Source organism: Exilibacterium tricleocarpae (assembly GCF_007004655.1).
In the GTDB taxonomy this organism is placed as follows: Bacteria; Pseudomonadota; Gammaproteobacteria; order Pseudomonadales; family Cellvibrionaceae; genus Exilibacterium; species Exilibacterium tricleocarpae.
Map to the genome: position 1 here is coordinate 1 of NZ_ML660100.1, position 12,315 is coordinate 12,315.

Annotated in this window: 10 protein-coding genes and 1 pseudogene; 8 read left to right on the forward strand and 3 right to left on the reverse strand. The window is 51.5% G+C overall.

Annotated elements, in window-relative coordinates:
* Positions 1-130: 130 nt before the first annotated feature.
* Positions 131-238, forward strand: a pseudogene (locus tag FKG94_RS19615) (IS481 family transposase); the annotation flags it as partial.
* Between the two features lie 267 nt (positions 239-505).
* Here the strand turns inward: FKG94_RS19615 and FKG94_RS19620 are convergent.
* Positions 506-1,849 carry an IS1380 family transposase gene (locus FKG94_RS19620; protein WP_142928642.1) on the reverse strand — a complete coding sequence of 448 codons (1,344 nt, stop codon included), beginning with the start codon at positions 1,847-1,849 and terminating at the stop codon, positions 506-508.
* Positions 1,850-2,273: 424 nt separating this feature from the next.
* Here FKG94_RS19620 and FKG94_RS19625 point away from each other — a divergent pair, with 424 nt between their 5' ends.
* Positions 2,274-2,618, forward strand: coding sequence for a hypothetical protein (locus FKG94_RS19625; protein ID WP_142928643.1), 345 nt, complete (start codon positions 2,274-2,276; stop codon positions 2,616-2,618).
* Positions 2,619-2,902: 284 nt separating this feature from the next.
* On the opposite strand, the gene FKG94_RS19630 is transcribed toward FKG94_RS19625, so the two are convergent.
* The gene (locus FKG94_RS19630) at positions 2,903-4,714 is read right to left on the reverse strand and encodes an integrin (RefSeq protein WP_179957728.1); all 1,812 of its coding nucleotides are present in this window, start codon (positions 4,712-4,714) and stop codon (positions 2,903-2,905) included.
* 863 nt (positions 4,715-5,577) lie between these two features.
* Here FKG94_RS19630 and FKG94_RS19635 point away from each other — a divergent pair.
* Complete coding sequence (locus tag FKG94_RS19635; RefSeq protein WP_142928645.1) at positions 5,578-6,276, forward strand: C40 family peptidase; 699 nt, start codon at positions 5,578-5,580, stop codon at positions 6,274-6,276.
* On the opposite strand, the gene FKG94_RS19640 is transcribed toward FKG94_RS19635, so the two are convergent.
* Complete coding sequence (locus tag FKG94_RS19640; RefSeq protein ID WP_179957729.1) at positions 6,251-7,891, reverse strand: LuxR C-terminal-related transcriptional regulator; 1,641 nt, start codon at positions 7,889-7,891, stop codon at positions 6,251-6,253. The genes FKG94_RS19635 and FKG94_RS19640 overlap by 26 nt on opposite strands.
* Before the next feature lie 132 nt (positions 7,892-8,023).
* On the opposite strand from FKG94_RS19640, the gene FKG94_RS19645 reads away from it, so the two are divergent.
* The 5 genes from FKG94_RS19645 to FKG94_RS19665 all read left to right on the forward strand — a co-directional run bounded on the left by FKG94_RS19645 (position 8,024) and on the right by FKG94_RS19665 (position 12,263).
* Complete coding sequence (locus FKG94_RS19645; RefSeq protein ID WP_142928647.1) at positions 8,024-8,752, forward strand: hypothetical protein; 729 nt, start codon at positions 8,024-8,026, stop codon at positions 8,750-8,752.
* A 355-nt stretch (positions 8,753-9,107) separates the two neighbouring features.
* Complete coding sequence (locus FKG94_RS19650; RefSeq protein ID WP_142928648.1) at positions 9,108-10,058, forward strand: hypothetical protein; 951 nt, start codon at positions 9,108-9,110, stop codon at positions 10,056-10,058.
* Positions 10,059-10,193: 135 nt separating this feature from the next.
* A complete protein-coding gene (locus FKG94_RS19655; protein ID WP_142928649.1) occupies positions 10,194-10,670 on the forward strand; it encodes a hypothetical protein in 477 nt (158 codons plus the stop codon).
* Complete coding sequence (locus FKG94_RS19660) at positions 10,667-10,978, forward strand: hypothetical protein (RefSeq protein WP_142928650.1); 312 nt, start codon at positions 10,667-10,669, stop codon at positions 10,976-10,978. Before FKG94_RS19655 ends, FKG94_RS19660 begins: the two co-directional genes overlap by 4 nt.
* A 514-nt stretch (positions 10,979-11,492) precedes the next feature.
* Complete coding sequence (locus FKG94_RS19665; protein ID WP_142928651.1) at positions 11,493-12,263, forward strand: hypothetical protein; 771 nt, start codon at positions 11,493-11,495, stop codon at positions 12,261-12,263.
* Positions 12,264-12,315: the final 52 nt, after the last annotated feature.

Sequence of the window (12,315 nt, forward strand, 5' to 3'; positions counted from 1 at the left end):
GAGAAAAATCCTCGGGCAGTTGACCCAAGATGAACACCTGGGTTAAAAATCCGGACGGGTGATGCGTTAGGACATTAGGTGTTCACGTTCGCCCGGAATAGGTGTTCATCTTCGCCGGAATACGCACGATTACTACAATAATGAGCGCACCCATCAAGGCAAGCTATGTTGCGGTCGTACGCCGATGGAAACGCTCATTGATGGTAAAAAAATCTGGCAGGAAAAATTCGTGAACTGAATGTGACCTGACAGACACCTTCTGAAAAACCGGTAATTGTTAGGTCGGGTCTGAATTACTACACCTGAATCCGTGATTTCGTAACGTTATCGCTAAATTCTGCGTCAAAAAAGTTCTGATCTCAGCCTGCTTCTCGTGAAAAATATTTCCAGCGCAATCGAGCCCGCCCTTTTTTGTACCGTCCGCATTTTTGAGATGATTTTAAGACATTTACCCTTTCAGGCTCACCTATCAGCTTGGTCGATCAACGGATTGCTCGTTGTCACACTAAGCAAATGCTAAGACCTGATATAGCTCATCCAATATGCGCCGAGATCGGCAATCTCTGCCAAAACACAGCCGATAGGCGCGCGCACTTCGAACAAGCTTTGCCGCCACAAACATCAGCTCTTGCATAACTGTCTTTATCCGCCGGCGTTTCGCTTTCTGACGCCTCGGTGAGCGTGGCTTCAATAGCCCGTTTTGTCCTATCCAACGCAAGATATTGTAAACCAACATACTGCATCCTAACACCAACGCGTTGGTCGCGAACTTACCAGAGGGTAACCGCTCAATATCCAGATCCGTTTTAAACTCACTATGAAACTGTTCGGATAAACCGCGATCAGCGTAAAGCCGAATCACCTCTTTTTCTGCCAACGTTAAACTCGTCCACCAGCCATCAATATCGATCTCGGGTGTCAATAGGCGCTGACCTCGGTAATCTATGGTTCGCACTGTCACTTGCATGACTTGACGTATACTGTAATCATAACCTTTCCAGGGTCGCTCACTCTCGACACTAAATCGAGAGATTCGCTTGCCGTCCCGCTCTTCTTCCCAACAGCCATGCTGCTCGGCATAGTCTAACCACCACTCTTTATCTTGTTGGCGAGGATTCCACTTTATAATGAAATCGACCGGCTCAACATCAGGATGCTGCTCGTTAAAGGACAACACAACGTCCATATTTTCCAGCGAATCATTACCACCATCGAGTCTTAGCAACAGGGGGAGAGCAGTGATTTTGCGCGCATTAACTAACGCTCTGGAGAGCAAGGCGGGAGTTCCATTCTGAACATGTTGTTGACCCGCCCTCAACTCCAGTTCAAGACAATAGCCCTCTGCGCCCAAGTACGCCACCATCGGTGCATGACCTTCGAACCCCGCATACGTTCGCGACACCCCTTCTTTGTGACTGCCTGAGTTATCCATCATCGTCGCATCGGCGTCCAGTGGTATATGTCCACTGCTGAGGGGACGCATTTCCGGCTGGATATTCTCTAAAAAGTCCCAGCTGGCTTTCTCAACAACCGACAAAAAAACCTTCGCATGTTGATTCAGTCTTTGCCGAAAAGTCGGTTCAGAAGGCAGCTTTGCTATCCCTAATGCCGTCATATAAAATAGTTCGCTATCAATCGTATGAATAGCTTCGAAATCGTTCTTTCCCAAACACAGTAAACCAAGATAACTCTTGATCAAGTCAGAATGTTTGATCCCATGGCGAAGTGGGATCTGCTGATCGGCCTCCCTAGTAAGGTTGGTGTAACGATGAATCGCTTGGCCAACCAGAGCCAAGCCGGAATGCCCCGTTATTTCTGATCTAGATTGTGAGAATTTTAAACGCTGCATAATTCACCCTCTTAGTGAATTTTACATAACCACAATTTAATCAAAAACACCTGTTAATTATGCTTGTAGCTTTAAATCTAGGCAATCGAAATCACGGATTCAGGTTGTTAAGTTATCAGTGTCCCCTAGCGCCCAGTTGGGTTAAGTTGTTAAGTTATCAGTGTCCCCTAACGCCCAGTCTCGTATCGGCTGACGACCGGGCTATTTAGCGGCCACAACATTACTTAAATAACTTCCGTCTGGAGTAACCGTCCATTTGGTTGAGATGCCGAGAGAAGTAAAAAGGTAATTTCCCCGTCAGCTTATTCTTCTGAGGTATGGCAGTTTTAATAAGTCGAAAGTCTTGATGTCCAACTTGTCCGGATAGTAACGGCGTTGGACACAGGTGATCTTTTAGTGCGTTCAGAAAAAACTGGAGGTTTTTATGAAGCGTTTTATGTTGAGTGTAGTGCTATCGCTGTTCAGTTTTACATCATATTCCAATGTCGAATGTAAAGGCGAAGTAGCAGGTGTCACCTTGTCTCCCAGTGGCCAACTCCATGTGAAAAAATTTAAAAATTGGCGTTGGATAAAAATCTGCAGTGTTCATAACACTATCAACAATACGAGCCCGGAAGCCTGTAGGGCTATTTATTCTTTGCTGTTAGCAGCCCAGGTTTCAAAAAAGGAAGTCTCGTTCTGGTTTAATGAGGGGGATTGTCAAGTGAGCAGTCAAACCCCATGGACACTTCTAAATTCTTGGTATTTCGGGCCAATGCTAGTGGATTGATCCGACGTTAATAGGCGACACTGTCCCCTAGCGCACTAAATAAAAGCGTAAATTATCGATTTAGGCCGAGAATTCCAGATTCAATCGAACAGTGCGCACGGAGCCAGGTGAAAATTAACAACCTGCCAGGGACTTGACCACCACTGATATATCAGCCCCCTTAAATTCCGCATTCGCAGCCGAATCGGAGAGTGTTGTTGTAGCCAAATATAAATCGTTGATAACCAGACCAAATAGTAGCTCCACTAGCCTTGCACAGCGTCGTCCAAACTGGACGACACCAATCAATACAAATAGGTCGCCCCGGACCTGAACTGCTTATCGTTGTCCTGGGCGCCATTGACACCCGCGGAATTCCCAGCCTCTGTCAAGGCCGAGGCCGCCAGGATACGCCCGTCTGAGTCGAAGCTCACCGAACTGCCGAACGAATCACTCGCACCGGTATTACTGGCTTTGAGGTAGGCCCGCTGGCGCCAGGCGCCACCGCTGCGGTCGAATACATACACGGCGCCGGAATTTTCTGACTGTGCTGTATCATCGCTGTCGACCCCTCGACCACCGCCGTCTTCGCCAGTGGCACCGACGGCCAGCTTATTACCATCGGCAGTCAGGCTCAGACTAAAGCCAAACTGATCCTCTCTACCGGTGTTACCGGCTTTGAGATAAGCTTCTTGGCGCCAGTCAGTCTCGCCCCGGGTAAAGATATAAACGGCCCCGGCATCCAAAGCGCTATTGTCACTCTGATCGCCATCCAGCCCGGTTGCACTACTGTCCTCACCTGTAGCGGAAACCGCCAGGGTGCCGCCATCGGCGGATAAGGCCACGGCTGCTCCAAAACGATCCTCTCTCGCAGGGCTGCTGGCTTTTATATAGGCCTCCTGGCTCCACTCAGTCCCGTTGCGCATGAACATATACACAGCGCCGGACCGATAGGCCGCAACATCGGTTTGGTCGCCGTTGACACCGCTGGCACTGCTGTTTTCGAGCCAAGCGCTGGCCGCCAGTGTGTCGCCATCGGCTGACAAGCTGACAGCCCGGCCAAAATTTGTACCGCGCCTGGTATTGCTGGCCTTGATAAACGCTTGGCGACTCCAGACGGCATTTGTTCGAGAAAAGATGTACACTGCGCCTGAATTTGCAGCAGACATATCGCTCTCATCACCATTGATGCCTGTGGCGTTACTGTTATTGCGCTTTGCACCAACGGCGAGGGTGTTACCATCAGCCGACAGGCTGACGGCGCTGCCAAAATCTTCGTATCTTGTGGGATAGGCAGACTTTATATAGGCCTGTTGAACCCAGCCCTCCACACCGCGGAAAAAAATATAGGCAGCGCCCGAATCCGATACAGAATTGTCACTGTCATCGCCATTGACTCCTGTTCCCCCACCGTCTTCCCCAAAGGCGCCGACAGCAAGCGTCGTACCATCGGCAGACATATCCATCGAAGTACCAAACTGATCGTAGTCATCGCTTGTATTTGCTTTGATGTAAGCTTGTTGGCTCCACTGGTTGTCGGCACTGCGCTCAAAGATGTAAACGGCGCCCGCACGGTTGCTGGAGTTGTCACTTTCGTCGCTATCGATGCCTGTTGCCGGGCTGTCCTCACCCGCAGCGGCAATTGCCAATACCGAGCCATCGCCGGAGAGTTTTACTGCGCCACCGAAGTAGTCCTCGTAGCCGGGGTCGCCGGCCTTAATATATCCAATGGCCTCTGTCAGGGCATTATCCATTGTAATCACATCGGCACTGGTGCAACCGTGGCTATTACAGCTTTGTATCAGGTATTGGGCATTAACTCTTTCATACAATGGCACTACTTGAGTGGTACGGCCGACACCCTGGGGTATATCCTCGCCGACTTGGGTGAAACCGCTGTCACCGTCTGTATTTTGTTGTACTCGGTAAAAGTCGGCATTCTCGACGTCTGTCCAAGTGAACTGGATTTCTTTTGTCTGTTGAAAGCCCAATGTTAGTTCTGCCGCTGCGGGAGGTCGACTGGCGGCACCGCCATCATCGCGGTCATCAGGTGTGCGGGAGCCGCCGCTGGAGCCGCCACAGGCCTGCAGCAGCGACAAGATGATGACAGCCGGCAAAGTGCTGGCTGACCTCTTAAAACATGGCTTAAATAAATACATTAGATAACCTTATGACTTCTGTTAACGTTATTGTGAATATACTTTTGTAGACCCGTTCATAAACGACTAAACTTCGACAAGAATGGACGTAACCACGATGTTGATACCGGCTTGAGAGAACTGCACAAAACCACCTCCACGAATCCTTTCAACTAAAACAATCCATCACCGGGCAAGCGTCGGTACTGTACTCATTTGATTCAAATTAATCCCTATTGATTAATATCAGTTTACCGATGGCTCGCTCGCCATATGTTAAAAGATGTAAAATCTGGTATTTTCTATTGTGAGGAAGTTCACAAAACTCAAATTGGGCAATGGCTAGTAGGAACCGGATGCTGAACTAACCGGAGCGGGCTCAGTCTGGCCCCAGTTAACAGCTACGCAGCTCTGGCTACACTTTTTTACAGGTTAAGGTCCTATGTAAGCGATGGATAACTTGCGAGGGAAAACGTAGTGCCCTCAAATTATCCAGTATCTGAAATAGGGATATTTACAGCGCTTTACCAAAAAGTGTGTGTTTTAGCTGATTCGCAGTGTATGGCTTGCTCGGCGAAAAAAGTCTTTTGAGAGGAGTGCCCTGTCGCTTATCCGTATAGTTATTAATCCATATGGTTTAAGTCGATGATGCCGGCCTAACGATAAGCCTGCGCGCCGACGCCCGGCTGCACACAACTGCAACGAGTTCTGTCATATTCCATTTTCACTCTCCCGCCGAAGTGCTACCAAAGATAATAAGCTATTCTTACTGGCGGAGATGGTGACTTACCCCATTCGGTAGACACCTCTATCAATACGGCACTTGCTTTGGAGGGCAGGCTATGCGCACACCGACTATCCCCTTTCCCCTGATCATCGATGAATTGCAGACCGGCGATCTGTTTTTCTGTCGCGGCTTGATGTGGAGCAGCCGTTGGATCGAGTTTATTACCGGCAGTAAGTGGTCACATGTCGCCGTGGTGGTTAGGCCGCGGGATATCGGTATCGAAGGTGTTCCCGATGAGCCTTACCTGTGGGAGGCCACCAGTATCGAGGGTGCCGATATTCTCACCGGCAGGCGCAAAACCGGACCTATGTTAGTGCGGATGTGGATGCGCCTGCAGGAATACCTCGACAGCGGTAACTACCGTCTGTTCGGTGTCCGCTATCTGCAGGCGCCGCGCACCCCGGACCTGTTTGACGGCTTGGCCGGCATTATCAAAGACAACGCCGTGCAGGCGTCGCGCTATCCGCAAGAGCTACAGATGATGAAGGACTATCTACAACAGCGTTACTTTACCACCCGCCAGCAACGGACCTTTTTCTGCAGCGAACTGGTGGCGGAGACCTATACGGCCATGCAACTGATGCCGCAGCAACCTTCGGCGCAAAGCTACGGCCCGCGCGATTTTTCCCAGCGCGGTTACCTGCCGCTGCTGAAACGCGCGGCGCTGAGTCCGGAGGTCTATCTCGGTGCGGATACCCGGGAGGAGCTGCAGCGCCAGCTCAGTGCCGTCAAAGACCGCTTTGCCCCGCAATGACAGGCAAACCCAGCGCCTCGGCAACCTGCCGATAGCCGGGTTGATCACTGAGATGGCGAAACATGGGATCGCACAACCAGTGCAGTAACATCGGCGCGCGCTGCTGCAGGGCGCGCTCGATATAGCCCATGGCGGCGGCGTGGTCGCTGCCGGCCACCAGGCACATGGCGGGAAACAGCGGCGAGATAAACTCCGACTCGGTGCGCCGCTGCAATTCATCGAGCAGCGCCTGTTGCCGCCCGCTTTCACCCATGCGGCCATAAATATAACCGAGCACCGCCAGCAGATGCGGGTGGCGTCGACTCAGTTCAATGGCGCGCTGGATATACTTCTCGGCGATCGAAAACTGCCCCACTTCCGCATGGGTCGCCGCCAGCCAACCCAGGGCGCGGATATTCAGTGGCTCCATTTCGATGCAGCGCTCCAACTCGGCGATGGCCTGATCGTAGAGACCGCGCGAGCGATACACATGGCCGACGTGGATGTACAGTGGCGCCGACAGTGGGTCGAGGTCCTGAGCGCGCAGTACCAGTGCCAGGGCCTCGTCAAAGCGGCACTGCAACATACACAGATAGGAGTGCCAGGCGTAGCCCCAGCTGTAGTTTTCATCCAGGTCGAGAGCGCGGCGAAAGCCCTGCTCGGCGCGCTCGAAATCCCAGTCGAAGACCATATGGCTGTAGGCCAGCGAAGTCTGTGCCTGGGCTGACTGCTGATCCAGTTGCACAGCCGCCTGCGCAGCGTCTCTGGCCTTTTGAAAAATATCCGCCGTCGGCATACCGGTGTACATCCCAAGCTGGTGACAGGCATCGGCGATCCCCACATAGGCGAGAGTGAAATCGGCACTGGCGTTTATCGACTGCTGAAACAGTTCCAGGCTGCTGACAATATCTTCGGGTGTGCGCTTATTCCAGAAAAAACGGCCGCGCCAGAAAGCGTGCGCGGCTTCGGTATGGGCCGTTGAAGGACAGGCGCTGTCCTCTGCCGGCGCGGCTTTCAGACGGGCGGCAATGGCGGCGGCAATGGCCGCCTGGGTGGTAAATACCTGCTGCAGCGTACAGGGGTACTCCGATACCAGCAGTTCACTGTCATCGGCACAATCGTAGACGCTGATGCGAATACGCAGTTGCTCGCCGCTGAAAGTGATCAGTCCCTGGACAATATGGGTGGCCTGCAGTTGGCGGCCGATCGCCGCCCGCCGCAGCCCCATCTCCTGCAGCCGTCGCGGCGATTCCGGCGCCAGCACCTGCAGGCGGTGAGCGTTGGTCAGCACCTGAATAATAGCCTCCCCCAGCCCCTGGGCGACATAGCGCCGGCACGTCTCGGTGCCGGCGCTGCGAAACGGCAGTACTGCGATACGCGGTCCGTGTCGCCGGCTCGTTTGGCCGCCGTTTTTCGATTGCAACTCGGCCTGCAGGAACAGCGTCGAAGCCTCGGTGCGATTGCTGACCTCGAGCCGTTCGATAATGGTGGCGACATGGTTTTTGACCGTACCGCGGGCGATGCCCAACAGCTCGCCGATATCGACGTTGGTAAAGCCCTTGGCCACCAGGCTGAGAATTTCCCGCTGGCGTCCGGTCAGCGCAGCGGTCTGCAAACTCTGCAAAGCTGTATCCATCGCTCGTCCATAGGCCATGCGGCATATAGTGGAAAAGGGGGGCTTCCCACAGTATAGCCGACGACGGCAACCGTTGCGGCGCCGCCAAAAAATCAACCATACAGACACTTATCGAGTGTAAGGAGAATCACCGTGAACAGCAAAGTCTCTACTGCCGGCAATCAAATCGATTTTGAGCGCATCGCCCACGACGTGGTCCAGGAACTGGTCAATGACCCCGACTTCAAAGAACTGGATCACCACCACTGTGGCTGCTACGAGGGCCTGCTTGCCAATATGCTGGTGCAGACCAACCCCGACGACAGTGTCGACAAAACAGTAAGCGACTACCTGGCCGATATCGATCGGCGCTGGAACGACCTGCCGGTGCCGTCTGCCGAGCCCAGCGAGGCCGATATTTTCGCCATGGCCAGTCTGGTTTACCACATCTTTGGCTTTATTGCCGAGGTTGCCGGTTTGACGCTGCCGCCTACCCCCGGGAAGGGCACGCTGGAGAAGTTGGCGCGCCTGGTCCGTTCGAAGTACGAGCTGATTTTCAAGGCCATTGATGAGTTGAAGAAAATGATGGATGTTTCCGACGCCGCCAAGCGGGTGAAGTACTTCATCGGCGGTATGTACATTCTTTACAAAGGCGGGTTCAGTGCGCGTGAGGTCTATAAAATTATTTGGGCCGACCTGTCCTGGACCGAAAAAGCCTGGCGCATTACCGTGGTGTTGGCGCAATTGGTGCTGATGGTGGTGTCCGGCGGCGCCAGCGCCGTTGCCAAAGCGGTGGCGGCGGCGGCCTATCTGCTGTTGATTATCGACGATCTGCGCAAAATCCTGGGCAGTGAAGCAGCACTGGAAGCGGCCACAGCTTAGCCTCAGGCGCTAGGGGCAAAGGAGTGCCCCGGTCCCGGGCTATCGATAACATGAGACTTGTGGAGATATCTGCGGCATAGCAAGCGACGCCCAAAGGTCAAAAAGCAAATATTCACTGCTTGGTTTTATCGGACGTGGAAACCAATTTTCCGGTTTGCCGAAGTGGCCTTTGAACCCAGCGAATAATAAGAAAAATTATATAGGCGCCTATTGTAGCCATATATCCGTTGACTGCTCTGTGTACTTACTTTTACGCTGGACAACGTTGTCATCATGATTGGCAACGACAGTGGCTCTTCCTTAAATGCCTATCAACCCAAAAGTCTCAAACCTATTGATTTAGATATAAGGGGAAATGATGAAGAAAAAATATAAACACACGAAAATTGCCCTGATAGGGTTTGTGTTGGTATCCGGCCAGGTTTCAGCCGACTGTCCGGACTGGCTTGAGCTCAAGCCCGGTGCCGGTTCAGTTGTTGGCAGCTTGATCCACGACGGATGCGATGCCGTCGCAGATTTGGCACAGAATACGGCATTGGGGCTGCTGAACAGCATCGGCATTGCTTTGGGTATTCTTCAACCCAAACCGGATACACCCGCGCTGGTCGATCTCACCGAAGCTTCACTGCAAAAAATTGAAGACATTATAGAGCGCCAGATCAGCAGCCATCTGCGCGAATATGCTTACTCCGATTTCGAGGGCAGAGCCGCCGCAATTGAGCAGGGCACGATACACTATGATGCGATTGTCGATGAAGGGGTGAAGTTGAGCTATTTGATGAACCGTTTTCTGCCTGATGTTTTTGAGATCACCAACGACGGGGTGTTCTTCAATGACCTCAACGACGACACCTATGCCCTGTCCATACCTTACGCCGCCGTCGCAAATGCCTATCTCAATCTGGTAAACAGGGCGGTAAATAATGGTCAATACGACGTATACACTGCATTTACGATTGTCAGGGATATTCGCAACAGACTGTGGGCATTGAATCAATCGCTTTATAGCACATTGAGACGGCAAGTAACCACGGTCCAATCCTATGGCTGTTACAGCCTGCAACCCAATGATCCCCGTTATCACTGTCGTATCAGCGTCCGCTCCCCTGCGGGTAGCGCAGAATTCACTTCCGATGACTTTCCGCCGGGAACGCCCCCCATTGCCATAGAGGCGGCGGCCGGGAGTTTTGCCGTTGAAATGGCCCAGAAAATGTATGATGACGTGGATAAAGTTCATCTGATAAGAAACACGCTGAACTTATACGACCTGTATAAAGAGAAATGGGAGATTAGCAGTAACTGGTAGAGCCGGGGCTGGTCTGCCGTATGGCCGATATTTTATTGTTGAGTATCTGATCGCGTATAGTCGGTGCCATACTTATGCCGGTGTAAAACAACAGTATTGTACGCCCAGCCTATAGTATTATGGAGGTGCTGTATAATGCTCCATCAATTTAAGACGCTTGATGATCTGCGAAATATTATCAAGGAATTCGAGGGGTATTTAGCTCGACCCACTAGGCGTTTTAGTCACCCAACACTATATCGTAAACGCGATGTGCAAGATGGTGACACTCTTGTAAAAGGTGTAAGAAAGAAGGATTGGCTTTTCTCAGAGGATGGACAATGGATTCTGGCCCATGATCAAATGGGGTTGTCTTTCTCATCACGCTGGCAACACTTGAAGGGTGTTTACAAGATGAAGGAAAAGCACAATCAGGGCGCAGTCGTCGATGTCTATTGGATTTTGGAGGAGGCCGATTTACCGCCCAAGATGAAGTTTGTTCCTGATCGTGGTAAGAAAGGGCATTACCTTCTCACAGTCACCGAGAGAATTACCTTGCAGCAACTAGTTGATAAGTTAAAGTGGGTGGCCGATAGAATGTCCGTAATACGTAATGCGGAGAAAGCGCTATGATCGAATTTAGATACCAAGAAGAAAGAGCGGTAGCGTTGTACTTCGCTGAATTATTAGGTGATGCAAAAGCAAGCGATTTGCTGGAAACAGGTGTCGTTTCGACCAGCGAGGATGCAACCCATTTGAGCAAATTTTTTTGGGCAATGGTGAACAAGTCGGCAGCCGAAAAAGCCAAAGGTAAAAACATAAAACTGCCCTGCGAAGGAAGCTCTGAGTATTGGACGGAAAAGCTTTACAACTCTATAGGGGGCTATCTCGAAAGTGTCGGATTTGGAAAAGAATGGGACACTGAAGTTGACAATGCATAAGGGGTAATCAGCCTGGCAATTTGAACGGGATATCGACTTTCATGCTTTCCGAAAATCCCCGGGGAAAGGTCAAATTTTGCTGCTAGCTAAGGCCACTCTGGATAAAAAGCAAGCACTACGACCCCGGGCTTACGTTAATTGACTTATACGCGCCAATAACGCCGGTTTATGTGGCACAGTGCCTGCACGCACATGCCTAAAGTGGCACAGTTCAAGAGGTCGCTCGGTCTGTGTCAGACGACCGATAGCTTTTCTTCACGAATAATGCAGTGGTAGAGAAAGTTCCGCGACAAAAATCTCCAATATGCAGTAACACTTTTTCCTATTTTACAAGGCAGGGCGAATTTTTAGGTATCAGGTGTAACGCCTGGTGTGAAAAACAGCGCTGTGGCCACAGAGGATGGCGCCCAATGTCCTGGTGGTACTCTGGAGGAGGACCGTGTTCAGTGATCGCTTTTTTCAGCCAGGCAAAAACCTTTATAAAATTCAATCACAGACAGTGAGCCAAAATGTCATGAAATCGTTTAACCTGCACTTTACTGATAGTGTTTTTAACAATAAGCCAAGTTTACTTGTTGTCGCTTTGTGTGCGTTGTTGGGAATGGCGCCCAACGTGTTTTCCGCGCCAGACCTTATCTATGAACCTTATGCGGCCTGGAATGGAAAAAAGGTGTATCTGTCGCCAGCTCGCCACAGCGACGCGGGCAGTCGCGGCGAGTGTCAGGGTTCCAGCGGTATGGGTACGTTGAACGAAAATACCGCAGCTTACCGGTTTGCTTTCTATGCGGCATCGGGCAATTATGTCGGCAGTGCAATATCCACCAGTCCCAATAGAAACCTGAGGCGCAGGGGGTACAAGGTTCGCATCGGTCGGGGAACCGTTAGCTCGGCGATTCAAAATTCCAATGCCTGGGGCGCCACTGTCCATATCCCGATTCACAGCAATGCCAGATCAGAAAGCTGCGGTAACACGTTGGCCAATCGCCATGGTACGCACGTTATCTATAAGTCCTTTGGCAGCACCGGGGGTGAGGGTCTTTCAGGGCACATCAAGGAAACTGTCGGTGTTTCAAGTCCCGGTACCAACGATTTGATCTGCCATAACAGCAGTAGTTGCACGCTCTTTAACTGTCTGGGGGAGCTTTGCAATACCGTCGCAAAAGCTGCTTACCTGGAGCGCGAGTTCCACACCTGGAATAGAGGCGCAAAGTGGATGCAAACCGATGAATACAATTCCTGGCGCCTGGGTTGGGCGGTCGATCGTTTTCTGGGATATCCCCGCTAATCCTTTTGGTACGGAAAAGCGCCTCTCGAGTGGCGCTTTTTGAACTTTAATT